Raw genomic sequence first — 23,330 nt, 5'->3', positions numbered from 1 at the left:
CATGCGAGAGAACCGCCGCGCCGGAATCATTCGGCGTCCGCCGCGCGCACCGCGCGCACGAATGCCGCCATCCGGGCGTGATCTTTCACGCCCTTGGCGCCCGGCGTTTCGATGCCGCTCGAGACATCGACCGCGTACGGGCGCACGCGATGGATCGCTTCACTGACGTTTTGCGCGTTCAACCCACCACTCAAAACGGCCCGACGCGCGAGCTCTGCTGGAATAAGTGACCAATCGAAGACCTTCCCGCCGCCGCCGTATCCTTCGACATGGGTGTCGAACAGAAGGCTGCTGGCTGCTGAATAGCTAAGAGCCGATTTTACCAAATCGGCCGGCTGAGTATCCGCCGCAACGCGCAACGCGCGCAACCAAGGCAAACCCGCAACGCCGGCGAGCGATTCGCACTGCTCGGGCGTCTCATCGCCATGAAACTGCAACAGCGTAAGTCCGACATTGCTCACGACCTCGCGGATCCAGTCCGGGGTGGCGTTGACGAACAAGCCGACCACCGAGACGAACGGCGGCACATCGTGCACCAGCTCGACCGCCTGCGCGACGCTGACCGACCGCGGGCTCGGCGGGTAGAACACGAGGCCGATTGCATCGGCGCCGAGGTCGATCGCGTGGAACACGTCTCCGGGCTTTGACAGGCCGCACAGCTTGATACGCGTGCGATGCGGCGCGGCCTGCTGCGGGGCGCCTTCGTGGGATTCGTTTGCGAGGTTTTCGGTTGAGTTCATGTTTGCGCTTGCTCGGTCCATACGGTACTCCACGGCACGCTGCCCGTGTGCGGCGCGGGCACGGCGAATTGCGCAGGATAGCCCACCTGCGCCAGATACAAACCGTCCGGCATGAAGGTCGGCGCGGCGAAATCGCGATCGCGGCTCGCGAGCACCTCGGCCATCCATTCGACCGGACGACGGCCACCGCCGATGTAGACGAGGCAGCCCATCAGGTTGCGCACCATGTGGTGCAGGAACGCGTTCGCCCGAAAACGGAAATGGACGAAGTCTCCCTCTTGCTTCACGTCGATCTGATACAGGTGCTTGACCGGCGTTTTCGCCTGGCATTGCGACGAACGGAATGCCGAAAAGTCGTGTTCGCCGAGCAGATGAGCGGCGGCCTTCTGCATCGCGTCGACGTCGAGCGGCGTATGCACCCAGCCGGCCCGTGTCGCCAGCATCGGCGAGCGCACTGGATGGACATACAGCACGTAGTAATAGGTCCGCTCGAACGCGGAAAAACGCGCGTGGAACTCATCGGGCATCGGCTTGGCCCACTGCACCGAGATCGTCTTCGGCAGGAACGAATTGGTACCGCGAACCCAGGAAACGTCGGCACGATCCAGTTCGGTATCGAAGTGCACGACCTGCCCAAGGCCATGCACGCCCGTATCCGTGCGACCTGCGACGACGGTTTGCACCGGTGTCTGCGCAAACTCGCGCAGTGCCCGCTCAAGCTCGTCCTGCACGGTGTTACGGTGCGGTTGCGACTGCCAGCCACAGAATGCCGAACCGTCGTACTGCACGCCTAGAGCAATACGCTTCACGACAACGGAGCGAGCGTCGAGAGTAACGCGCGGGCCTCGGTGCGTGTACCCGGATCGTTCGCCTCGATCACTTCGTTGATGAGCGCGCGCGCGCCGGACAGATCGCCGAGTTCGATGTATTCGGCCACCAGTTCGAGCTTGTTGCGGGCGATGCGGCTCAGATCGTTCTGCGTAAACGCCGGCAACGGCTGGGCCGGGCTCGGCGGTAACTCGAGGTCGAAATCGAGCTTCAACGCGCCGAAGCCGGCCGCACCCAGACCGCTGCCAAAACCCGCGCCCAAGCCCGCGACGGCCGCGTGGCCTGCGGTGCCGGCAGTGATTTCGTCGGCGATATGCGGCGTGTCGTCGTCCGGGTGGAGCAATGGCACGGCTTGTTGTGCCGTGGTTTCCGGCGACGCCACCGGCTGGCTCGACAGTGAGGCGGGCGCTTGCAAGCCATCGGCGGACGACTCGACGCGCGGGGGCAATGGCATGTCGAGGCTGCCGAACGCATCGACGGCGTCGCGCGGGAATTCGGTCGGCACGGCTGCGGGCGCGGATTGCGGTTGCGCTCGCGGTTCTGGCTCGATCGACGGTTCCAGCCGCGCAGCCGGCGCGTCATCCCATTGCAGGCGGTGGGAGGGTTCCACGTGCAAGAAGGCGTCGTCGACGGGCTCCAGCGGAGCCAGGGGCAAGGCCTCTGCGCCTAGTTCCGCTGCGGCGGCAAGGCTCGCGGCCGTGGTCGCGCTGTCGAAGTCGTCGTGGCGGGACGCTGGGAGGGGTTCGGGAATGGAACCGCTCTGAGCGGACGGAGCAATGGCTGGATTCAATTGCTCAGGTTCGACGGATGCGGGTGTTGCGGCGCGCTCTTGTGAGATGTGGTCGGGCGCGCTGAGGTCGGGTGAAGGGAAAGCCGTGTGGGCTGCGGGACGGTCTTGTGCTGCGTGGTCTGCGGCTGCGTGCTCGGCATCCACTTGCTCGGCCGCCGTGTGTTCGGCGGCGGTATGTTGGGCCTCGGCGTACTCGGCGGCCGTGCGCTCTGCCGCAGCCTGCTCCGCTGCCGTGCGCTCTGCCGCTGCATGTGCTGTCGCGGCCTGTTCTGCCGCAGCGCGCTCCGCTGCCACGCGCTCCGCCGCTGCATGTTCTGCCGCTGCATGTTCTGCCGCTGCATGTTCTGCCGCTGCATGTTCTGCCGCTGCGCGTTCTGCCGCTGCCTGCTCCGCCGCTGCATGTTCCGCTGCCGTGCGTTCCGCCGCGGCACGCTCTGCCGCAGCTTGTTCTTCCGCTACACGTTCCGCCGCCGCTTTCTCCGTCGCCTCCCGCGCGGCAGCCTGACGAATCTCCGCGTCGCGCTCTGCCGCGACCCGTTCCGCCATTTCACGCGCCGCCGCGTTGCCTTCCGCAGCTTCACGCTCCGCAGCCGCCTGTGCCGCCGCATTTCCAACGACCGCATCAGCGCCGACGTCGGGCGCTCCGCCCGCCGGAGTCTGCTCGCGCGTCGAAGCGGCGTCCAGCGAGTCTATTGCCCGCGCGGACACTCCCACATCGCCGCCCGCCGACGCAGCCTCCGCCGCCGCCCGTTCGCGCTTCCGCCGCCCCATACGCAGCGCCGTCAGCAGCGCGACCAGCGCCGCGCCTATCGCCGCCGCCACGCTCAACTCCGTCTGCGACATGCCGGCTTCATTCGACGTCGATGCCACCGGCGTAGCGCCATGACTCGGCACAGCCGCCGCTGACGACGCGCCAACCGGCGGCTGCGCGACCCCGGACGACGCAGCGCTCGTAGCGGGAGGCGTCCCACCGATGCCGTGCTTCTGCAACTCCATCAGCACGCGATTTTTCAGCGCGAGCAATTGCTGCAAGCTCGACACCTGCGCGCGCGGTTGCGATGCCGGCTGCGCGGCGGTCATCGCCGGAGTCGTTCCGGTGCCCGCCGTTGATGCGCCCTCAGCCTCGCTAGCCGAGGGCTGAATCGAACCGGCCCACTCATGGGTGCCGCTGGCCGGCAATGCCGCCGCCTGCGATCCCGCGACCGGCGCGGATGCAGCCGTGCCACCCGGCGTCGCCGAGCTTGCTTCGGTAGCCGCACTGGCCATCGCCGAAACAGCGGGAGCGGCCGGCGTCGCCGCGCGCGCCGCCGCACTTGCTGCGCTTGCCGCCGCCGCATTGACCTGCGCCACGGCACTCGCCGCGTCGGCCGCCGGTGCCGCGTTGGTTGTCGCGTTAGGTGCCGCATTCGATGCCGAACCAGGCGCCGCCGCAACACCCGCCGCCGACGCCGCCAGCGCACCCGACGCATCCAGCACCGGCACCGTCAACACCGCGCCCAGCCGCAACCGGCTCGGGTCGTGGCTCATGAAGGCATTCGGGTTCGCATCGAATAACGCCCGCGAGGCGCGCGCGAGCGTCGCCTTGTCATGCGACTGCGTGACGGCAATCGCCACGTCGTTCAGCGACTGCCCGGGCCGCACCGTCACCTGGCCGCCGTTCGCGTACGAAACGGAGGCGGCGTCCGGCGCGCTGGCGGCGTCGCCCGGCGCGGCGACCGCGCTGCCCACGCCAGCGCACGCAAGCGCGGCGGACAAAGCGGCGGCGGCCGTCAATCGGCTCGCACCCTGGAGATTGAACATAGCCCGAAGGGATGAGAGTCGAAGGTTCATCGGGACTCCTGGCGCGTCAGCGCGCAGCCCTTTTTTGCGGTTGGAAAGAGACAAGATAATCGGAGCACACAATGAAAAAAGCGCCGCGCAAGCGCGACGCTTCTTGAGTTTTCTACGCGTCGTGAGCGCGTAGTTTACTTTACTTGTCGAGCACAATGCGAAGCATACGACGCAGCGGTTCCGCGGCGCCCCACAACAGCTGATCGCCGACCGTGAAAGCCGACAGATATTCGCCGCCCATGGCCAGTTTGCGCACGCGGCCGACCGGCACCGTCAGCGTACCCGTCACCACCGCCGGGGACAGATCGCGCATCGACGCTTCGCGCTCGTTCGGTACGACCTTGACCCAGTCGTTGCCCGACGCGAGGATGCTGTTCACTTCGTCCAGCGGCACGTCCTTATTCAGCTTGATGGTCAATGCCTGCGAGTGGCAGCGCATGGCGCCGATGCGCACGCACAGGCCGTCCACGGGAATCGAACCCGGCGTGCCCATGGCCGGCTTGCCGAGAATCTTGTTGGTTTCCGCGCCGCCCTTCCACTCTTCCTTCGACATGCCATTGCCGAGATCCTTGTCGATCCACGGAATCAGCGAGCCGGCGAGCGGCACGCCAAAGTTGTCGGTCGGCATGCGGTCGCTGTTCATCGCGGCGAGCACGCGACGGTCGATGTCGAGAATCGCCGACGACGGATCCGCCAGGTCTTCCTTGGCCGCGCCGTACAGCGTGCCCATTTGCTGCAGCAGTTCGCGCATGTTTTGCGCGCCCGCGCCCGAAGCGGCCTGATACGTCATGGCCGTCATCCAGTCGACGAGGTTTTCGCGGAACAGGCCGCCGAGCGCCATCAGCATCAGGCTAACCGTGCAGTTGCCGCCGATGAAATTCTTCTGGCCCTTGACCAGCGCGTTCTTGATCACGTCGAGGTTGACCGGATCGAGAATGATGACGGCGTCGTCCTTCATGCGCAGCGACGAGGCCGCGTCGATCCAGTAGCCGTTCCAACCCGCAGCGCGCAGCTTTGGGAACACTTCGTTCGTGTAGTCGCCGCCCTGGCACGAGATGATCGCTTGGCACTTCTTCAGGTCGTCGATGCTTGTTGCATCTTTGAGCTTGGTCTCGTTCTTGGCGAACGACGGCGCGTTGCCGCCCGCGTTGCTGGTGCTGAAAAACACCGGTTCGATAAGATCGAAATCGCCTTCCTGCTGCATGCGTTGCATCAGGACGCTGCCGACCATGCCGCGCCAACCTACGAGACCTACGTTCATGACTTCATACCCTTCGAATGGAAACTTCCCCGCATCTTTGCCCGCAGTGACCGCGCGGGGAAGATGAGCGGGCACGACGGACGATCAGCGTTTCGTGATCGTTTTCGGGGTAATCGTTTTGGTGGTGGTAATGGCGAGCTCAACCGCACGGGCCGTTTTGCCGTGCAGTGTCGAAATCGAGGAGATTTGAGCTGTATGCGCCATCGCCACAATATACACGAAAACCGGAATCCGGCGACGTCAATGTCCGCCGTTGCCGTCCGTCGCTGTTGTCTGAATTACGCGCGAATCGGCCTGTTTCGAGGCAGATTCGCGCTTTAACGGCCGTATGTGAATCTGACGACCGCTTATCTTGCCTGCTCGCTTACAGCGCGGCGACAACCGCGTCGCCCATCTCGACAGTGCCGACCTGCTTGCAACCCGGCGTGAGAATATCGCCGGTACGATAGCCCTGCTCGAGCACCTTTTTCACCGCGTTTTCGATGCGATCCGCCTGCTCCGCCTTGTTGAGCGAATAGCGCAGCATCATGGCCGCCGACAGAATCGTGGCGAGCGGGTTCGCGACGCCCTTGCCGGCGATGTCCGGCGCCGAACCGTGCGACGGCTCGTACAAGCCCTTGTTGTCCTTGTCGAGCGAGGCCGACGGCAGCATGCCGATCGAACCCGTCAACATGGCCGCTTCGTCGGAGAGAATGTCGCCGAACATGTTGCCGGTGACAACCACGTCGAACGCCTTCGGCGCCTTCACCAGCTGCATGGCGGCGTTGTCGACGTACATGTGCGACAGTTCGACGTCCGCATATTCCTTCGACACGTCGATCATCACGTCGCGCCAGAACTGCGAGGTTTCGAGCACATTGGCCTTGTCCACGCTCGTCAGCTTCTTCTGGCGCTTTTGCGCCGCCTGAAACGCGACGTGCGCGATGCGGCGCACTTCAGGTTCCGAATAACGCATCGTGTCGAAGCCTTCCCTCGCGCCTTCGAACAGGCCGTCCGGCGACGAACGCACGCCGCGCGGCGCGCCGAAATAGATGTCGCCGTTCAGTTCGCGCACGATCAGGATGTCGAGGCCTGAAACGATCTCTTCCTTCAACGACGACGCGCCCGTGAGCTGCGGATAGCAGATCGCCGGACGGAAGTTCGCGAACAGTTGCAGGTGCTTGCGCAAACCCAGAATGGCCTGCTCCGGACGCAGCGCGCGTTCGAGCGAGTCGTACTTCCAGTCGCCGACCGCGCCGAACAGGATCGCGTCGGCCTCTTTCGCCAGCGCCAGTGTCGAATCGGGCAGCGGGTGGCCCTTCGCTTCGTAGCCCGCGCCGCCAACCGGCGCCTCTTCGAGTTCGAACTTTTCGCCGAGCACGTTCAGAACCTTGACGGCTTCCTTGACGATTTCGGGACCGATGCCGTCGCCCGGCAACACTGCGATTTTCATGCGAATTCCTTGAGGTTTGCTTCGAGACTGTTGAGTGCCCCTGGACCCGTCGCTTCGCGCCAACCAGCCGCGCGGGACAAGAAAAGTCGGAGCGGCCTTGGCGTTTTTCTGGGAACTTGAATCAGCGGGCGGGCCTGGTTAGGCCCCGACGACCGCCCTTATCCGACGATGCGGTGATTCAGCCAGGGCTGCTTCGCAATACGCTCCGCTTCGAACTGGCGAATCTTGTCCGCGTGACGCAGCGTGAGGCCGATGTCGTCGAAGCCGTTCAGCAGGCAGTACTTGCGGAACGCCGCGACTTCGAACGGATATTCGGTGCCGCCGTCCGACGTGCGCACGACTTGCGCCTCGAGATCGACCGTCAGCTTGAAACCGTTGAACGCATACGTCTCGTTGAACAGGTGATCCACTTGCTGTTCGGTCAGCACGATCGGCAACACGCCGTTCTTGAAGCAGTTGTTATAGAAAATGTCGGCGAAACTCGGCGCGATCAGCGCGCGAAAGCCGTATTGCTCCAACGCCCAGGGCGCGTGCTCGCGCGAGCTGCCGCAACCGAAATTCTTGCGCGCCAGCAGCACCGAAGCGCCCTGGTAGCGCGGCTGGTTCAACACGAAATCCGGATTCAGCGGACGCTTCGAATTGTCCTGACCCGGCTCGCCGTGGTCGAGGTAGCGCCATTCGTCGAACGCGTTCGGGCCGAAACCGGTGCGCTTGATCGACTTCAGGAATTGCTTCGGAATGATCGCGTCCGTGTCGACGTTCTCGCGATCGAGCGGCGCCACGACGCCGGTGTGTACGATGAATTTATCCATGACGCTTGCGCCTGTTTCAAGACCGGGCAATGCGCGCGGCGGCCGGAAAGCCGCTCGGCGCATAGCCGGCAAAAAATCAAAAACCGCTTATTTATCAGCGTGGTTGCTGATCGAATTGCCGAGGTGCGACATGTCCTCGCCGAATCCGTGCACCGTGTTGCAACCGGCCAGACCGAGCAATAGCCCAGCCAGCGTACCGAGAGCGAAGCGGCGCAATAGAGTGGTGCGATTCATGTTCTTCATCATGCGTGTTTATCCAAGCTTGCGAATATCGACGAAATGCCCTTCGATGGCCGCAGCCGCGGCCATTGCGGGGCTCACGAGGTGGGTACGGCCACCGGCGCCCTGACGACCTTCGAAATTCCGATTCGACGTGGACGCGCAACGCTCGCCCGGATCCAGCCTGTCGGCGTTCATGGCGAGACACATCGAGCAACCCGGTTCACGCCATTCGAAACCGGCATCGGTAAAGACCTTGTCCAGGCCTTCACGTTCCGCCTGCGCCTTCACGAGACCCGAACCCGGCACCACCATGGCCAGACGAATGTTCGGCGCCACGCGGCGGCCCAGCTTCTTCACGACGTAAGCCGCGGCGCGAATGTCCTCAATGCGCGCGTTGGTGCACGACCCGATGAAGATTTTATCCGGCTTGATCGATTCGATCGGCGCATTCGGTTCGAGCGCCATGTATTTCAGCGCGCGCTCGATGGCGTCGCGCTTGACCGGGTCTTTCTCGCGATCCGGGTCCGGCACGTAGCCGTCCACGGCCGTGACCATTTCCGGCGACGTGCCCCACGTGACTTGCGGCACGATCTCGGCCGCGTTCAGTTCGACCACGCGATCGAATTGCGCGCCTTCGTCCGACTTGAACTGCTTCCAGTACTCGACCGCGTGATCCCACTCCACGCCTTCCGGCGAGAACGGGCGGCCTTTCAGATATTCGATAGTGGTGTCGTCGACCGCGACCATGCCGGCGCGCGCGCCTGCTTCGATCGCCATGTTGCAGACCGTCATGCGGCCTTCCATGGAGAGCGCGCGAATGGTCGAACCGCCGAACTCGATCGCGTAACCGGTGCCGCCTGCCGTGCCGATCTTGCCGATGATGGCCAGCACGATGTCTTTCGCGGTGCAGCCGCGCGGCAACGCGCCTTCGACCTTCACCAGCATATTCTTGCTCTTCTTCTGCAAGAGCGTTTGCGTGGCCAGCACGTGCTCGACTTCCGACGTGCCGATGCCATGCGCCAGCGCGCCGAATGCGCCGTGCGTGGACGTGTGCGAGTCGCCGCAGACGATCGTCATGCCCGGCAGCGTAGCGCCCTGCTCCGGCCCGATGATGTGCACGATGCCCTGACGCAGATCGTTCATCTTGAACTGCGTGATGCCGTAGGCGTCGCAGTTCGAATCGAGCGTATCGACTTGCAGCTTGGAAACCGGATCGGCAATGCCGTGGCTGCGGTCGGTGGTCGGCACGTTATGGTCCGAGACCGCCAGGTTCGCGCTAATACGCCACACCGGACGCTTGGCCAGCTTCAGGCCTTCGAACGCCTGAGGGCTGGTGACTTCGTGCAGCAGGTGACGGTCGATATAGAGAATCGTCGTGCCGTCTTCTTCCGTGTGGACCACGTGTGTGTTCCACAATTTGTCGTAGAGAGTCTGTGCCATGGTATGCGGGATAGTAATGACTTCGGGCTGACTGTGTCGGTCGATTATGCCACGCAGAACCTCGCTCCGGGCTGCTGAATTTCGCGAAAAACCGATAAAAAACAGGGAGTTGGGTGGTAGTGACGATACCTGTATCGGCGTTACCCGGCAAGGGCGCACGCGTAAGCCCGTTGCTTTCAAACGAAATCTGTTCCGGTGCGAACACACCTGTTCGTTGGAAATGGAACAAAGAAAGCTGTTCTGGCGGCAAGGATCCGTCTCTGACTTGCGCCTCAAGGACCGGGAGTTTCGATACTGGCAGCGTGCAGGCGATCAAAATCAAGAATAACGATTTCCCCGAATTTCAGATCGACGATACCCTGACTCTCGAGGTTCTTGAGCAGCTGGTTCGTCGTCTGCCGTGTAAGCGAAACCATTGAAGCCAAGGTGTCTTGCGAAAGCTTTATCCTGCTCCGTTCGGCATTAATCCCGCCGTAGCCACCGGCGATCAGCAATAAGCGACTTGCCAAGCGTTGAGCGGCCGGCAACAGTGTCATGGCTTCGTTGTTTTCGAAGGAGATTCGGATTTTTTGCGCCATCAACAAGCCAAAATTCCGCCAGTAAGCAGGGTTAGCCTTAAGCAGGCTTTCCAACGGTGCACCGGGTACGTGAAGCACGAGAGTGTCACTTATCGCTGAGGCATCGTGCGGACGAGGCAGCCCGTCGAACATCGAGATTTCCCCGATCCAGGCGGTTGGCCCAAGTACGGCGAGCAGAGCCTCTTTTCCATCCGCGCCGACAGTACCGATCGACAATGCGCCGTCGAGAACCGCGTACAGGCCGAACGACTTGTCGCCGCGCCGATAAAGCTGTTGCCCCTTCTTTAGCCGGAGCAGGTCAGATTGAGCGACAAGATAGTCCTGAAGCTCGATCGGTAAATCCTTGAACCACGGTGTTGTTGCCAGTTGTGGCCTATAGCTTTGTACATGGGAATTCATTTGGCGCCAATCTGTCGGGTAGCTGATAGATATTAGCCGGTTTCGACGACATGATCGGGGCTCATGTCTGACGGCGCGGAGAGGTTATCGCGGGCGTCGGCCCTGTTCGAGTGGCACGAGTGGCAGCAATGGCAAAATGCCTGGGGCATGCCGCACCACGCGAGTCGAACGAATCTCTTCCTTTACGAGGTACGCAGTCGTGGAACATAAACATATTCCGGGTCTTGTCGATGTCATCAAGGTAGATCAGCCTGCCAGCATCCTTCAAATCGCGCGTGACGGCACGCTCGACCGCGCCTTTGGGTCAGGCAAGCCATTGCTCAACAGTCTGTTGGTCCGCCGCATACTCGGGGTGCTGTCGTACAAAGGTCATCGATTCCCGACGATGAGCGCGAGAAAGGCAACTGGACGCGAGATCCAGCAGGACGCGTTGTGGCACAAACTCAACGCCGCCGCACCGGATATCCGCGCGGCCCCCGCCGACCTGGAGCCATTGGCAGCGTGGGTTCGCGGCACAAACACTGACGTTGCAGTCGGGCCGCTTGTGCAGCAGGTCATAGGTCGTTTATTCAGTCCCACCTTCGAAGCTGGCGAGGCCACCTGGGCCGCTGCGCAAGTGCTTGCTGCATCGCTCGCGCCGGGTAATGCGCTGCGTAATCTGGCTTGGAAAGTAACCGGCAAGGTGACGCGCGCCAAGGCGTTACTCGTTTCGATGGTCGGTGGAGACCTTGCGGGCGTCCACGCCGTCAGCGTAGCAATACACAATGTCGTAAAAGGCCTGAATCACATGCGTGGTCTTTATCTCGACGCCTCGGTGCGACAGACACTCACGGCCGAGGTGGCCAGCCATCGCTGCCTTTTCGCCCCAGGCGTGGTCCTTCGTCAAGCGACATCGAGTGGATCGGTCGGCGGCTGCCCTTACTCCGCGGGTACGCTGCTCTTGTTGGAGCTGGAGAAGGCTCGGCAGACGAGTGGCGACGAATCGATGATTTTCCTTGCCGACACCTGGAGTCGCTGCCCGGCCGAGCAATGGGTACCTGCGATGCTGGAAGGCGTATGGAGGCGAGCCACAAGCGCTCGCGAACAGTAAGATCCGCTTCGTTTGCACCGTAGCCGGTGTGTAGGCGTCGAGCAAGCATATCGGCAGTCGAGACATTCTCATGGTCATTCGGCCGCCGGTCTTCGTGAAGGCACCTGCTAGACTTTCTCTCCATGGACACTCTCGAACGAAACCGCCCGTTGTCTGCATCCGAGATGTCGCTCGCTCGTTGGATGCTTGAGCATGGCGAGCCAAAGGCGCAAGAGTTTCTCGAACAGCTCGCAGCGGCCGAGGTAACGCCTTCGCGCTGTCCTTGCGGCTGTGGGTCCATCAATTTCCAGATCAAGGGCCGCGAACCTGCACCACCGGGCGTACACATCCTCGGGGACTTCATTTTCGGCCCAGTCAATGCGCTGGCCGGAATATTCATATTCGAGAGCGGCGGTTTGTTGAGCGGCATTGAGGTCTACGGGCTGGCGACCGACGCTCCTGCACAGTTGCCCCGAGAAGAGACGCTTCGGCATTTCCCTACCGGTGGCGGTGTCATCGAAGGTCCAACCCCGCGATCGTCGAAATCGAGAAGCAGTTGACTCTGCAATCGATCTCAGTCGACCAGCTCGACGCCGCACTGCCCGCCGCCAAAATAGCAGGCAATCGATGCAAGCCGCGCCCGTCACATGCCCAGTGCGCCGCGATCCTGGCCTGGCACGCATGTCGAACTGGCTTATGCCTTTGGCGGCAGATCTCGCGTTTCGACACGGCAACTGAGGGCTGTCAGTTTGTAAGCGTCGTACGAGTTGGCACAGTCGTTGCGCGAAGGCAGAGACTAATAGGGCTCTTGCTATGTCTGTCATCCTGATCGTTGACGACGACTCGGATTCGTTATGGCTACTCCAGGTTGTTTTAGAGGGGCGCGGCCACCACGTCGTACTCGCTGACGATGGCCATCCGGCGTTGGAGATTGCAAGTCGTTACCTTCCCGATGTAATTGTCACTGACTGGAACATGCCATGCATGGACGGGGACGTCCTGTGCGAGCGGCTCAGGTGTTATCCGGCGCTGGCCCTGATTCCGATCATCATGACCTCGGCGCAATCTGCGCCATCAGATAGAACTGGGCTATGGAACATTTTTTTCCGCAAGCCTGTCGATATCGAGCTGCTTGCGACAACCGTCGACTCCCTGGCGGCGAAGCGCTTGGAAAACAGGTCAATCCGACCCCACTGCGGAGCCACGCCACTATGTAGGTGACCTGCGGAAGCTCTGAAGTACTGGGCATAGCAGCGTCGCATTTGAGGCGGCAGGCAGCAGTGACTTTCCAAGGATTGTCCTGCGTTTTCCAGCGGCGCTCGACCATCTCTTACACGATGGCAGCCCAGCAAACGAAAATCGGTGCCGCGTTCCGAGCAGGAGGAGTAAAGGACACGGGCAACTCGACATCGAGTGTCGTTCGCTATCCAAGGCGTGAGGCCGGTAATTCACCAAAGACACCGTCCACCTGTCAGCTCGACCACCGCGCAAAATCTACAAAGAATGACCAAGTGCGTCTTGCTCATTCCTTGCTCTCAGGAAAGAGACATCCGCCATTGCGGACCAGCGCCTTTATCTCTTCGCCCACCTGCAACGGGCTTCCGCGTAAACGAGCAACGAAATCCTTGCGACGCCGCACATACGACTTCGAATCATGCTTCGCGCTCCAAAGGACGATGGCAAGGACGATGGGAATGAGATCCAGGCCCTTCTCGGTTAGCGTGTAAAAGTCCTTGCGCCTGTCGTCGGGGTTGGGCGCCCTCGAGAGAATGCCTTGCTCGTCAAGAAAGGCAAGGCGCGAAGCAAGCACATTGGTCGCGATCCCTTCTTCCGATTTCAGGAACTCGCCATACGTCTTCTTGCCGACGAAAACGATATCGCGAATGATCAGCAGCGACCACCGGTCGCCGAAGATCTCCACGCCGTAGTTCACCGCGCAATGGGACCGAACGTCTTCTTTGGATGTCGTCGTCTTCATGGCTGGATTTTAACATCACTTGCGTAACGCAAGTAAATTCCGTTGTTTACTTGTTTTTTGCAAGTAATGTGGCTAGCATGGTCGTTCGGGGTACGGGCACCGCTTACCTCACCAGGAGACTGCGTGACCACTATCAGCATCATCGGCGCAGGCGGCATGGCCGCGGCGATCGGCGGCCCTCGGCTTAGTGCGCCCGTACCACCACTTCTCGCATCACATCGCCTACAAGGAGCAATAACATGCACGTTTTCGTCACCGGCGGCACCGGTCATATCGGTCCGTACATCATCTCCGAGCTCATCGCCGCCGGCCACGAGGTCACCGGCTTAGCCAGGTCGGACAAGTCCGCTGCGGCGGTGTCCGCGCTCGGCGCCAAGGTGCGTCGCGGGGATATCTCAGACCTCGATGGGCTCAAGGCGGCTGCGGCGCAGGCCGACGGCGTCATCCACATCGCGCATAGGCAAGACCTGCTTCCCTCCGGCGGGCTTGACGCCGTGGCCGCTGCGGAACTCCAGATCATGCTCGCGTATGGCGAGGCACTGGCCGGAAGCGGAAAGCCGCTGGTCGTGTCGGCAAGCATCGGCTCCCCCGGGTGGGAAAACCTGGGCCGGCCAGCCACCGAGCAGGACCCGGCCCTTCCCGGCGGCGATGCGTACAAGGGGACTCTGCGAGTTCGCAATGTCGTGGAGCTCACCGTAGTCGGTCTCGCGGAGCGGGGCGTGCGGTCTTCGGTCGTGCGCATTCCTCCTATTGCACACAGCGCGACCGATACCGGCTTCCTCCCGCTGCTGATCGGGCTCGCGAAGGAGAAGGGCGTCGTCGGCTACCCCGGGGACGGCGCGAACCGGTGGCCTGCCGTGCACAGCCGCGATCTCGCTTCCTTGTTCCGCCTGGCGCTGGAGAAGGGTCCGGCTGGCAAAAGCTGGCACGGAATTGAGGGCGAGGGCATCCGGTTCCGCGAGATCGCCGAGGCCATTGGCAGCCGTCTGGGCCTGCCGGCGGTGAGTATTCCCGAGGACGTACTGATGTTGCCGGGATACTTTGGATTCCTCGCTAATCTGGTTACGCTGGACCTTCCGGCGTCCAACCTCATCACGCGCCAGACCCTCGGCTGGGAGCCTGCTCAGCCCGGCCTGCTAAAGGACCTCGACAATGGCCACTACTTCCCGGCCCTCTGAGTTGAGCTGAGGCAGGAAGCCGAGTCGCAACGAGCCCGGCGGGCAGCAATGTCGCGACGCCGTGATTCATCCGCGAAGACTCTGCCGACCCAAGGATGGCATGAGGGACGGCCAACGCGGCTCGGCGCACACAAAACATTCACCGGGGGATGCCCCGTTTTGAAAGTACGAGCACCGCTTAACTGACCAGGAGACTGCACATGAGCACTATCAGCATCATCGGCACAGGTGGCATGGCCACGGCGATCGGCGACCGCATCGCCAAGGCTGGACACACCGTCGAGGTGATATCCCGCGACGCTGCCAGGGCGCGGGCGCTGGCCGACAAGCTCGCAGCTGGGGCGACCACAGGGACGTACGGCGTCGCGCCGGCGGGCGACATCGTCATCCTCGCCGTGCCGTACGGCAATGCGGCGGCGGTGGTGACCGAGTTCGGCGAGGCGCTCAGCGGCAAGGTGATTCTCGACATCACCAACCCGATCGCCCCCGACCTCACGGGCCTCGTCACCCCCCACGGCAGTTCTGGTGCGCAGGAGATCGCCAGGAGCGCCCCCGCCAGCGCGCATGTCGTGAAGGCGCTCAACACCCTCTTCGGCCCGGTACTTGCGCGGCGTGGACGCCTCGACGCGTTCATCGCCGCTGACGATCCGGAGGCCAAGGCGCGGGTTTCTGCCTTCCTGGAAAGTCTCGGGCTGCGCCCGTTCGATGTCGGCGGCCTGCACATGGCCTCGACGCTCGAGTCGCTCGGCCTGATGCTCATCGGCCTGGCCAAAAACGGCGCCGGTACCTTCGACATCGCCTTGAACGTCGATGTCGGCTGAATCAACGCCAACGCGGAGGGCCGTCCAACTCCACGGTTCTTCAGCATCCCGCTAAAGCAACCGGTCCCGCTCGGCAAGCATGCTCACCATTTCCGCCATGTTCTCGGTGCCCCAGGTACACAGCGGGACAATCTTGTCGGCCAGACTGCGGCCGAGCGGGGTCAGCGCGTAGTCCACGCGCGGTGGCACCTCCTTGTAGTCGGTCCGCGCCAGCACATGATCGGCCTCCAGTTCCTTCAATTGCTGGATCAGCACCTTGGCGCTCACGCCGTGGACGTTGCGCTTGAGCTCGCCGTAGCGCTTCGGGCCGTCGAGCAGGAAGTACAGGATCAGCGGCTTCCACTTGCCCGAGATGATGCTGAGGGTGGCGGCCAGCCCGTAGGAGTAGCGCCCGCCGCAGTTTTGAGAACAGTCAGTCATTTTCGTGGTTACCAAAAGGTGCATACTTGTTCTTAGGTTATCAGAACTGCATACTCGTCTCAAGTAAGCAGTTCCCCTGCTTCCGTACAACTCCAAGGAAGGATGCACCTCATGACCAGGTTGAATGGAAAGACCGCAGTGATCACCGGCGGCGCTACCGGCATCGGCCGCGCCGCAGCAAAGCGCTTTATCGAGGAAGGCGCCTTCGTCTTCATCTTCGGCCGCCGGCAGGAAGCGCTCGACGCCGCTCTGGCCGAGCTCGGGCCTAATGCCCGCGCGGTGAAGGGCTCGGTCTCGGAAGAGGCCGACCTCGCCCGACTCTACGCGGCGGTGAAGACCGAGCGCGCAAGCTTGGACATCGTCTTCGCCAATGCCGGGGCAGGAAGCCAGCTTGCGCTCGGCAAGATCACCGCCGAGCACATCGACGAAACCTTCGACACCAATGTGAAAGGCACGATCTTCACGGTCCAGCAGGCGCTGCCGCTGATGGGCGAAGGCGGTTCGATAATCCTGACCGGATCGAGCGCCGGCACCACGGGCGCCCCGGCAATGAGCGCCTACAGCGCGAGCAAGGCGGCCGTGCGCAACCTCGCCCGGACTTGGGCAGAGGAACTGAAGGGCACCGGCATCCGCGTGAACGTGCTGTCGCCCGGGGCAACGGCGACCGAACTCGCGAAGGAAGCGCTAGGCGAGGAAGGCCAGAAGGTCTTCGCCTCGATGACTCCGCTCCAGCGCATGGCCGATCCGGCGGAGATCGCAGCGGTGGCCGCCTTCCTCGCGTCGCCGGACAGCAGCTTCATGACCGCCAGCGAGGTCGCCGTCGACGGCGGCCTGGCGCAAATCTGACGCTACGCCCTACGGCGCTCCACTCGATCCGGAGCGCCGTAGGGCTCGGTAAACCAAAGGAAAATCTATGAGCTACGCAATCATCGGCTTCGGCAAGATCGGCCAGGCCTTGGCCAAGGCGTTTGCCCGCAACGGCATGGAAGTATCCGTTGCGACCACTCGCGACCCGGAAAGCTTTGCATCCGCTGCGGCCGCAATCGGACCTGAGATCATTCCCAAAAAGCTGGCGGAAGCCGTCAAGGCGGACGTCATCTTTTTGGCTGTCCGTTTCGAGTCGCACCCGGATGTCGCGAAAGCGCTGCCCACCTGGCAGGGGAAGACCATCGTCGATGTGACCAATGCCTACGGCGTGCCTCCTGAGGAACTGGGAGGACAGCCCTCTTCCAGGGTCGTCGCGCACGCCTTCACTGGCGCAAGACTGGTCAAGGGTTTCAATCATCTGGGCGCTGCTGTACTTGAACAGGATCCGGCCGTGCATGGTGGCAGGAGAGTCGTGTTCCTCGCGAGCGACGATGACGGCGCCGCAGCGGAGATCGGTGCGCTTGCGGAAAATCTCGGTTTCTCGCCGATCAAACTTGGTGGGCTTTCCGAAGGTGGACTGCTTGTGCAGGCGCGCGGAAATAGCTGGGGTCAACTGATCTTCAAGGACCTGGTCAAGTTCGACCGATAAATCGTTATCGCGAATCTTTATGCGATCCTGGCTCGCGGACAAACGGCGGCCACCGCCTTATTGAGGGGCACACGTCTCTCACGTCGTTCAACCCGGAAAACCTGTCGCGGGTCGAGGGAATAGAGACTGTCCGACTTCAGGGACGCGATCGTTCCCTCGCTTGCTTCAGTCGCGGGTCTATTTCGATCGTATCCGATGCAACAGTAATGGAGAGAGTTCGATGAGCACGCAAGAGAATGTCCAGATTGTGAAGGATTTTTTTGCAGCAATGGGCCGCGGCGATAAGCAAGGTCTGCTGGCGATTTCTGCCGAAAACATTGAGTGGATCATTCCGGGCGAGTGGCCGCTGGCCGGTACGCATCGCAGACACGCCGGATTGGCGGATTTGCTTCAGAAAGCTTCGGAAACGGTGGAAACGTCATACCCAAAGCCCCCTGAATTTGTAGCGCAGGACGACAGGGTTCTGGCCGTCGGCTTCGCCACGGGCAGAATCAAAGCCACGAACAGGAGTTTTGAAGACCATTGGGTCTTCGCCATCACCATTCAGAATGGCAAAGTAAGGAAGATCCGGGAGTACATCGACACACTTGCACTGGCGCGGGCCTCCGAACCTAAAAGCTGAAGCTGGCGATGAATCCAACAACAATAACAACAGCCAATCGGTTGGGTCAAACTGAGTACGCCGATATCGCGGGCAGGCGCGTTAGTGCGGTTACTTACCTCGTTGAGACGCGAACCCATCGAGCTTCACGTGTGTGATTCACACTGATCGTTTTAACTAAAATGGGGCGTTCAAAAACAGGGGCTCGTCGAACCCTGGTCACCGTGTGACGCGCGGACGAGCGCTTCAACCAAGTCCGAACGTTTTTCTCAAGCTTGAATCGACGGGACCAGCGGGCATGAAGCGGCGCAACTTGCTCAGCAACGACGCCTGTCCGGCAGGCGTGCGACGCATCCGCCAGACGCCAAGCGCCGCTTCGACAATGGTGTTTGCCACGCCCTCGGGCTCGGGCGCACCTTTGACACTGTTCACGACTGCGCTCGATGCAAGGGCACGCTCGCGGTCATAGTCGGCGATTTTCGAACCCGCCTGGGGCGCATTGATGTCGAGATTGGTTCTGGTAAAGGACGGCTCGACCACCGTTGCGCGTATGCCGAACTGACGCACTTCATGATCCAGGGTTTCGGTCAGCCCCTCGACGGCATGCTTGGACGCCGAATAAAGACCCATATACGGAGCCGGTAAAAAGCCGAGCACCGAACTGACATTGACGATCCTTCCGCCACGTTGTGCCCGCATGTGGGGAAGTACCGCGCGTATTGTGCGCAGGATGCTGAATACATTGGTGTCGAACAGCGCCGCAGCCTCGGTAACCGAGGCCTCCTCCACCGCACCGATCAGACTCGTTCCCGCATTGTTGACGAGTACATCGATACGCCCCGCGCGATCGAAGATGATCTGGAGTCCGGATTGAACAGAGGCATCGTCGCGAACATCCATCTCGACAAGCTCGACGCCGGAGATAGGCGTCGCTTTTGCGATGCTTCGCACGGTGCCGAACACGCGGCAACCGCGGCTGGCAAACTTCTCGGCGGTGGCGCGTCCGATACCGGATGACACACCGGTCACGACGACAACGGTAGAGTTCGACATTGCAATTTCCTTCGATACAGTGAATTGATTGTGTTTTAGCCGCGCACGTCGAGCGCATCCTGTGGCAACTGTTCGGAAGGCGATGTCCGCTCATGCCGGCCTTGTTGCGAACCTGCGGCATGGTCGGGCCTGATCCTGAACCAGATCGAATACATGGCCGGCAGGAAGACCAGGGTCAGAATCGTTCCTGCAAAAGTGCCGCCGATCAGCGTGTACGCAAGGGTTCCCCAGAACACCGAATGCGTCAGCGGAATGAACGCAAGAACCGCCGCCATGGCGGTCAGGATCACCGGGCGGGCACGCTGCACGGTGGCTTCGACAACGGCATGGAACGGATCCAGTCCGGCGTGCTCATTCTGGTGAATCTGCCCAATCAGGATCAGCGTGTTTCGCATCAGAATCCCCGACAGCGCGATGAGTCCGACCAACGCGTTGATGCCGAACGGCTGCCGGAACAGAATCAGCGTCGGCACCACGCCGATCAAACCGAGCGGGCTCGTGAGGAACACCATCACCATTGCGGAGATCGAGCGCACCTGGAAAATGATGATGATGAGCGTAACTGCCAGCATGATGGGGAAGAGCGGCAACATCGCTTTCGTCGCTTTAGCCGATTCCTCGATGGAGCCCGCCTCTTCGATACGGTAGCCGGGCGGAAGCCTGGCGATGACAGGTTGCAACTGCCTAGTGATTGCAGTCGATACGTCCGGCGGCTGCAGATTGTCGGCAATGTCGCCGCGTACCGTGATCGTCGGCACACGATCGCGCCAGCGCATGATCGGCTCCTCCATGCGCACGTCCACCTTGCCCACCTGCGATAGCGGAATGCGTTGCCCGTTCGCGCCGGCCAGCGTGAAGTCGCCGAGCCGTGCCGGGTCGAGACGCACATCGCCGGCCGAACGCGCGACGACTTGCACCGTTCGAATATCCTCACGCACGGCGGTGACAGGCACGCCGGTAAGGAGGAATTGCAGTTGCTGCGCCACGGTGCTGGACGTCAGCCCCACCGCCTGCAAACGATCCTGCTGCAACGTGAAGTGCAGCGTGGGCGAGCGCGTACCCCAGTCAGCGTTGACCGTGCGCATCATCGGGCTGGCCTCCATGCCCTGCTCAACTTCTCCCGCAATACCGCGCAGCTTGTCCGGGTCGGGACCGGAGATACGGTAGGCGACCGGGTATGGCGAATACGGACCGAATACGAGTTGCGTGACCCGCACGCGCGCCTCGGAGGCTAGACCGTTGGCGACTGCTTGACGCAGTCGCTGCTTCAATGCGTCGCGTTCATCCTGGCTGTCCGTTCGCACTACGATCTTGGCAAACGACGGATCGGGCAGTTCCGGTCCCATCGCCAGGTAAAAGCGGGGCGCGCCTTGCCCGACGTACGCGGTGACGATCCTGGCTTCCTTCTGCTTCGCTAGCCACGCTTCGACCTTCGTCGTGGCGGCGCTGGTTTGCGAGATCGACGTGCCATAGGGCATCTGCACTTCGACCAGCACTTCCGGACGGTCGGAGATCGGGAAAAACTGTTTTTTGACCACGCCCATGCCGAGGATGGCCAGGACGAAGAGGCCCACGACCGAACCGGCAACCAACCATTTGCGCGCGATGACGCGCGTGAGCAACTGACGGAAGCGGTTGTAGCGCGGCGTGTCGTAGATCGCGTCGTGACCGCCTTCGACCTTTTTGAAGTCGGGCAGCATCTTCACACCCAGATAGGGCGTGAAGACCACCGCGACGACCCACGATGCGATCAACGCAATGCCGACGATCCAGAACATATTGCTGGTGTATTCGCCGGCCGTGGAGCGCGCGAAGCCGTTGGGCATGAAACCGACGGCGGTCACCAGCGTGCCCGCCAGCATCGGGGCGGCCGTATGACTCCACGCGTAGGCGGAGGCGGCGATGCGGCTGTAGCCTTCCTCCATCTTCACCACCATCATTTCAATCGCGATGATCGCGTCGTCCACCAGCAGGCCGAGCGCCAGGATCAGGCACCCCAACGTGATGCGGTCAAAGTTTTTGCCGGTTGCCGCCATCACGACGAACACGACCGCGAGTGTCAGCGGTACGGCCGCGGCAACGACCAGGCCGACACGCCAGCCCATGCTGACAAAGCTCACCAGCATGACCACCAGCAGCGCGACGAAAAACTTCACCATGAACTCGTCGACCGCCGAATGAATGTTGACGGCCTGATCGGTGACTTTGGTCAGGCTCATGCCCAGCGGCAGCCCGGCGTTGACGGCGCCGACCTCGCCGTCCAGCGCCTTGCCGAGATCGAGCCCGTTCCAGCCTTCGCGCATGACGATGCCCAGCAGCAGTGCGGGTTCGCCGTCGTTGCGGATCATGAACGTCGCCGGATCTTCATAACCACGCGTAACCGTGGCAATGTCCGACAGCTTCAACGTGCGGCCCTGCGCGACGACCGGCGTGTCGCGGATTTTCTGCAGGTTGTCAAAGGCACCGTCCAGGCGAATGAACACCTCCGGACCTTTGGTCTCCACGGAGCCGGCCGGCGTCAGGGCGTTCTGACCGTTGAGTGCGGCGAATACGTCCTGGGGGCTCACGCCCAGCGTGGCCAGCCGGTCATGTGAGAGCTGGATATAGATCCGCTCCGACTGCTCGCCGATGATGTCGACCTTCTTCACGCCCGGCACATGCAGCAACCGTTGGCGCAGCGTCTCGGCATCGCGCACGAGCAGGCGCTGCGGCTCGCCCTTCGCCTTCAACGCGAACAGCGCGAAGGTGACATCGGCATATTCGTCGTTGACCAGCGGTCCGATCACGCCAGACGGAAGGTTGGCCGCCTCGTCGCTAATTTTTTTCCGGGCCTGGTAGAACTGCTCCTGCACTTCCGAAGGCGGCGTGCTGTCGAGCAAGGTCAAGGTCGTAAAGGCCAGCCCAGGCCGTGTGTAGGTTTCGGTCCGGTCGTACCAGCGCAGCTCCTGCATGCGCTTTTCGATCTTCTCGGCGACCTGATCGTGCATTTCCTGCGCCGTGGCTCCCGGCCAGGCGGTGATGATGGTCATCACCTTGACCGTGAACGCGGGGTCTTCCGCCCGGCCCAGCTTGAAGAACGAAACGAGGCCCGCCAGCGAGATCAGGCAGATCAGGAACAGGGTAATGGAGCGCTCGCGGACAGCGAGCGCCGACAGGTTGAAACGGCCTTCGCTCACGGACGGACTCCCTCGGAAGCGACGGCGACGGCTTGACTCGTCACCCGGACCTGCTCCCCTTCGCGCAGCAGTTGCGCGCCGAGCGCGACGATCCGGTCGCCTTGCGTGATCTTGCCGGCGACGCGGGCGCTATCGTCGTCAAGATGTTCGACAGTAACCGGCCGCCAGAAAACCTTTGCAGGTTCGCCGTTGATGACCCACACCCCTGGTCCCTTGCCCGCGTCGAACAGCGCGCCGATCGGCACCTGTAAACCGCCTGGGACCGCGGAACGCGCATCCGGAATCTGGACCGTCACCGTGGCGCCCAGTGGGGCGTCGGCCAGTTCTCCTTGCAGCACATACCGCGCTTCGAAGGTCCGGGTACGTGCATCCGCCGCCTCCGAGAGCTGGCGCAGCGTCGCCGGTACGCTCGCGCCGCCGTTGCCGAACAGCGTGGCCTGGGCGACCGAACCGACGGCGGGGCGCAAGGTTTCGGGTAACTGGATCACAGCCTCGCGGCGCCCGGCGTGAGCCAGGCGCACCACGGGCTGTCCGGCGCTGACGACCTGGCCCGGTTCCGCCAGCGTTTCCATCACGACGCCATCGCCGTCCGCTACCAGCCCGGCATAACCCGTCGCATTGCGCGCGACGCCGGCGTCCGCTTCGGCCGCACTGAGCTGAGCTTTGGCGGCATCGGCCGCCGCCTTGATCTGGTCATAGGCCGATGCCGATATCGCGCCGGTGCCGCGCAGGTCGCGGTAGCGCTCTTCGTCCTGCGAGGTCTGCTGCGCCCGGGCTCGCGCGGCGGTGACCGCGTCCTGCCGGGCCTGCGCGGCAAGCCTTAGATCGATGGGATCGATGCGCATCAGCGGCTGACCACGCTTGACGGTTTGCCCGGCATCCACCAGCCGCTCCAGCACCTTGCCGGAGACGCGAAATCCGAGATCGCTCTGCACGCGCGCGGCGACGGTTCCGGTAAACGAACGGGAGGCGGGGATCGCCGCCTGAGCGATGGCGGTGCGCACCAGGGGCGCCTCGGTGCGCGGATCGGACGGTGCTTTTGCGCCGCAGGCGACTAGCGCAAGTGGCACTGCACAGACGACTGTAGAGGTAGCAAGGCGACGCCGGAGCATGAAAGACCCATAGACGGAGTGATCGGGGCTTTCATTGTGGTTCTTGTGACCAAATTAGTCAATGGTCACAATGG

General features: G+C 62.4%; 22 protein-coding genes. 8 read left to right on the top strand and 14 right to left on the bottom strand.

Going from position 1 to position 23,330, the window contains the following annotated elements; translation table 11 throughout:
* Positions 1-26 precede the first annotated feature (26 nt).
* From B0G73_RS17675 to B0G73_RS17635, 9 genes are all read right to left on the bottom strand, one after another.
* Positions 27-740: a phosphoribosylanthranilate isomerase gene (locus B0G73_RS17675; RefSeq protein ID WP_106282614.1), complete on the bottom strand. Its 714-nt coding sequence runs from the start codon at positions 738-740 to the stop codon at positions 27-29.
* The gene (gene truA, locus B0G73_RS17670; RefSeq protein WP_106282613.1) at positions 737-1,549 is read right to left on the bottom strand and encodes a tRNA pseudouridine(38-40) synthase TruA; all 813 of its coding nucleotides are present in this window, start codon (positions 1,547-1,549) and stop codon (positions 737-739) included. Before truA ends, B0G73_RS17675 begins: the two co-directional genes overlap by 4 nt.
* Entirely contained in the window at positions 1,546-4,188 is a 2,643-nt protein-coding gene (locus B0G73_RS17665) for a FimV/HubP family polar landmark protein (protein ID WP_106282612.1), read from the bottom strand. Before B0G73_RS17665 ends, truA begins: the two co-directional genes overlap by 4 nt.
* A gap of 139 nt (positions 4,189-4,327) precedes the next feature.
* The gene (gene asd / locus B0G73_RS17660; protein WP_106282611.1) at positions 4,328-5,449 is read right to left on the bottom strand and encodes an aspartate-semialdehyde dehydrogenase; all 1,122 of its coding nucleotides are present in this window, start codon (positions 5,447-5,449) and stop codon (positions 4,328-4,330) included.
* 364 nt (positions 5,450-5,813) lie between these two features.
* A complete protein-coding gene (gene leuB, locus B0G73_RS17655) occupies positions 5,814-6,881 on the bottom strand; it encodes a 3-isopropylmalate dehydrogenase (RefSeq protein WP_106282610.1) in 1,068 nt (355 codons plus the stop codon).
* Positions 6,882-7,039: 158 nt separating this feature from the next.
* Positions 7,040-7,693 (bottom strand): 3-isopropylmalate dehydratase small subunit, encoded by a 654-nt coding sequence (gene leuD, locus B0G73_RS17650; RefSeq protein WP_106282609.1) that lies wholly within the window; start codon positions 7,691-7,693, stop codon positions 7,040-7,042.
* An 87-nt stretch (positions 7,694-7,780) separates the two neighbouring features.
* Complete coding sequence (locus B0G73_RS17645) at positions 7,781-7,939, bottom strand: entericidin A/B family lipoprotein (protein ID WP_028196115.1); 159 nt, start codon at positions 7,937-7,939, stop codon at positions 7,781-7,783.
* 6 nt (positions 7,940-7,945) lie between these two features.
* Positions 7,946-9,355, bottom strand: a complete 1,410-nt coding sequence (gene leuC / locus B0G73_RS17640) for a 3-isopropylmalate dehydratase large subunit (RefSeq protein ID WP_106282608.1) — start codon at positions 9,353-9,355, stop codon at positions 7,946-7,948.
* Positions 9,356-9,627: 272 nt separating this feature from the next.
* A complete protein-coding gene (locus tag B0G73_RS17635; RefSeq protein WP_106282607.1) occupies positions 9,628-10,332 on the bottom strand; it encodes a Crp/Fnr family transcriptional regulator in 705 nt (234 codons plus the stop codon).
* 199 nt (positions 10,333-10,531) lie between these two features.
* Here B0G73_RS17635 and B0G73_RS17630 point away from each other — a divergent pair, with 199 nt between their 5' ends.
* The 3 genes from B0G73_RS17630 (at position 10,532) to B0G73_RS41895 (ending at position 12,622) form a co-directional block, all read left to right on the top strand.
* Positions 10,532-11,422 (top strand): hypothetical protein, encoded by an 891-nt coding sequence (locus B0G73_RS17630; protein WP_106282606.1) that lies wholly within the window; start codon positions 10,532-10,534, stop codon positions 11,420-11,422.
* 122 nt (positions 11,423-11,544) lie between these two features.
* A complete protein-coding gene (locus B0G73_RS40050) occupies positions 11,545-11,961 on the top strand; it encodes a hypothetical protein (protein WP_146144195.1) in 417 nt (138 codons plus the stop codon).
* 253 nt (positions 11,962-12,214) lie between these two features.
* The gene (locus B0G73_RS41895) at positions 12,215-12,622 is read left to right on the top strand and encodes a PleD family two-component system response regulator (RefSeq protein ID WP_106282604.1); all 408 of its coding nucleotides are present in this window, start codon (positions 12,215-12,217) and stop codon (positions 12,620-12,622) included.
* 301 nt (positions 12,623-12,923) lie between these two features.
* Here the strand turns inward: B0G73_RS41895 and B0G73_RS17615 are convergent, their stop codons facing one another.
* Entirely contained in the window at positions 12,924-13,379 is a 456-nt protein-coding gene (locus B0G73_RS17615; RefSeq protein WP_106282603.1) for a helix-turn-helix domain-containing protein, read from the bottom strand.
* A 239-nt stretch (positions 13,380-13,618) separates the two neighbouring features.
* Between B0G73_RS17615 and B0G73_RS17610 the strand changes: the two genes are divergently transcribed.
* Complete coding sequence (locus B0G73_RS17610) at positions 13,619-14,557, top strand: SDR family oxidoreductase (RefSeq protein ID WP_106282602.1); 939 nt, start codon at positions 13,619-13,621, stop codon at positions 14,555-14,557.
* Between the two features lie 200 nt (positions 14,558-14,757).
* The gene (locus B0G73_RS17605; RefSeq protein WP_106282601.1) at positions 14,758-15,378 is read left to right on the top strand and encodes an NADPH-dependent F420 reductase; all 621 of its coding nucleotides are present in this window, start codon (positions 14,758-14,760) and stop codon (positions 15,376-15,378) included.
* A 51-nt stretch (positions 15,379-15,429) separates the two neighbouring features.
* Here the strand turns inward: B0G73_RS17605 and B0G73_RS17600 are convergent, their stop codons facing one another.
* Positions 15,430-15,798: a helix-turn-helix domain-containing protein gene (locus B0G73_RS17600; RefSeq protein WP_106282600.1), complete on the bottom strand. Its 369-nt coding sequence runs from the start codon at positions 15,796-15,798 to the stop codon at positions 15,430-15,432.
* 111 nt (positions 15,799-15,909) lie between these two features.
* Here B0G73_RS17600 and B0G73_RS17595 point away from each other — a divergent pair, with 111 nt between their 5' ends.
* The 3 genes from B0G73_RS17595 (at position 15,910) to B0G73_RS17585 (ending at position 17,936) form a co-directional block, all read left to right on the top strand.
* Positions 15,910-16,644 (top strand): SDR family NAD(P)-dependent oxidoreductase, encoded by a 735-nt coding sequence (locus tag B0G73_RS17595; RefSeq protein WP_106282599.1) that lies wholly within the window; start codon positions 15,910-15,912, stop codon positions 16,642-16,644.
* Between the two features lie 67 nt (positions 16,645-16,711).
* Complete coding sequence (locus tag B0G73_RS17590; RefSeq protein WP_106282598.1) at positions 16,712-17,314, top strand: NADPH-dependent F420 reductase; 603 nt, start codon at positions 16,712-16,714, stop codon at positions 17,312-17,314.
* 220 nt (positions 17,315-17,534) lie between these two features.
* Positions 17,535-17,936 (top strand): nuclear transport factor 2 family protein, encoded by a 402-nt coding sequence (locus B0G73_RS17585; protein WP_106282597.1) that lies wholly within the window; start codon positions 17,535-17,537, stop codon positions 17,934-17,936.
* A gap of 225 nt (positions 17,937-18,161) precedes the next feature.
* Here the strand turns inward: B0G73_RS17585 and B0G73_RS17580 are convergent, their stop codons facing one another.
* Genes B0G73_RS17580 through B0G73_RS17570 form a run of 3 tightly spaced genes read right to left on the bottom strand, consistent with a single transcriptional unit; the run spans position 18,162 to position 23,256 of the window.
* Positions 18,162-18,968 (bottom strand): oxidoreductase, encoded by an 807-nt coding sequence (locus B0G73_RS17580; protein WP_106282596.1) that lies wholly within the window; start codon positions 18,966-18,968, stop codon positions 18,162-18,164.
* A gap of 35 nt (positions 18,969-19,003) precedes the next feature.
* On the bottom strand, positions 19,004-22,144 hold the full coding sequence (locus tag B0G73_RS17575; RefSeq protein WP_106282595.1) for an efflux RND transporter permease subunit: 3,141 nt from the start codon (positions 22,142-22,144) through the stop codon (positions 19,004-19,006).
* Positions 22,141-23,256: an efflux RND transporter periplasmic adaptor subunit gene (locus B0G73_RS17570; RefSeq protein ID WP_106282594.1), complete on the bottom strand. Its 1,116-nt coding sequence runs from the start codon at positions 23,254-23,256 to the stop codon at positions 22,141-22,143. The genes B0G73_RS17575 and B0G73_RS17570 overlap by 4 nt, the downstream gene beginning before the upstream one ends.
* Between the last annotated feature and the right edge of the window lie 74 nt (positions 23,257-23,330).

The organism is Paraburkholderia sp. BL25I1N1, from assembly GCF_003002025.1.
In the GTDB taxonomy this organism is placed as follows: Bacteria; Pseudomonadota; Gammaproteobacteria; order Burkholderiales; family Burkholderiaceae; genus Paraburkholderia.
Note: the sequence above shows the minus strand (reverse complement) of the source record. Positions and strands in the feature narration are given on the sequence as shown.

What these genes read in the sequence shown, in the direction of transcription:
- B0G73_RS17600 (WP_106282600.1), bottom strand. Translation starts at nt 15,798, where the DNA reads ATGACTGACTGTTCTCAAAACTGCGGCGGGCGCTACTCCTACGGGCTG.
- B0G73_RS17610 (WP_106282602.1), top strand. Translation starts at nt 13,619, where the DNA reads ATGCACGTTTTCGTCACCGGCGGCACCGGTCATATCGGTCCGTACATC.
- B0G73_RS17635 (WP_106282607.1), bottom strand. Translation starts at nt 10,332, where the DNA reads ATGAATTCCCATGTACAAAGCTATAGGCCACAACTGGCAACAACACCG.
- B0G73_RS17605 (WP_106282601.1), top strand. Translation starts at nt 14,758, where the DNA reads ATGAGCACTATCAGCATCATCGGCACAGGTGGCATGGCCACGGCGATC.
- B0G73_RS17570 (WP_106282594.1), bottom strand. Translation starts at nt 23,256, where the DNA reads ATGCTCCGGCGTCGCCTTGCTACCTCTACAGTCGTCTGTGCAGTGCCA.
- B0G73_RS17675 (WP_106282614.1), bottom strand. Translation starts at nt 740, where the DNA reads ATGAACTCAACCGAAAACCTCGCAAACGAATCCCACGAAGGCGCCCCG.
- B0G73_RS17595 (WP_106282599.1), top strand. Translation starts at nt 15,910, where the DNA reads ATGACCAGGTTGAATGGAAAGACCGCAGTGATCACCGGCGGCGCTACC.
- B0G73_RS17580 (WP_106282596.1), bottom strand. Translation starts at nt 18,968, where the DNA reads ATGTCGAACTCTACCGTTGTCGTCGTGACCGGTGTGTCATCCGGTATC.
- B0G73_RS17585 (WP_106282597.1), top strand. Translation starts at nt 17,535, where the DNA reads ATGAGCACGCAAGAGAATGTCCAGATTGTGAAGGATTTTTTTGCAGCA.
- leuB (WP_106282610.1), bottom strand. Translation starts at nt 6,881, where the DNA reads ATGAAAATCGCAGTGTTGCCGGGCGACGGCATCGGTCCCGAAATCGTC.
- leuD (WP_106282609.1), bottom strand. Translation starts at nt 7,693, where the DNA reads ATGGATAAATTCATCGTACACACCGGCGTCGTGGCGCCGCTCGATCGC.
- B0G73_RS17590 (WP_106282598.1), top strand. Translation starts at nt 16,712, where the DNA reads ATGAGCTACGCAATCATCGGCTTCGGCAAGATCGGCCAGGCCTTGGCC.
- leuC (WP_106282608.1), bottom strand. Translation starts at nt 9,355, where the DNA reads ATGGCACAGACTCTCTACGACAAATTGTGGAACACACACGTGGTCCAC.
- asd (WP_106282611.1), bottom strand. Translation starts at nt 5,449, where the DNA reads ATGAACGTAGGTCTCGTAGGTTGGCGCGGCATGGTCGGCAGCGTCCTG.
- B0G73_RS17615 (WP_106282603.1), bottom strand. Translation starts at nt 13,379, where the DNA reads ATGAAGACGACGACATCCAAAGAAGACGTTCGGTCCCATTGCGCGGTG.
- B0G73_RS17665 (WP_106282612.1), bottom strand. Translation starts at nt 4,188, where the DNA reads ATGAACCTTCGACTCTCATCCCTTCGGGCTATGTTCAATCTCCAGGGT.
- B0G73_RS40050 (WP_146144195.1), top strand. Translation starts at nt 11,545, where the DNA reads ATGGACACTCTCGAACGAAACCGCCCGTTGTCTGCATCCGAGATGTCG.
- B0G73_RS17645 (WP_028196115.1), bottom strand. Translation starts at nt 7,939, where the DNA reads ATGATGAAGAACATGAATCGCACCACTCTATTGCGCCGCTTCGCTCTC.
- B0G73_RS41895 (WP_106282604.1), top strand. Translation starts at nt 12,215, where the DNA reads ATGTCTGTCATCCTGATCGTTGACGACGACTCGGATTCGTTATGGCTA.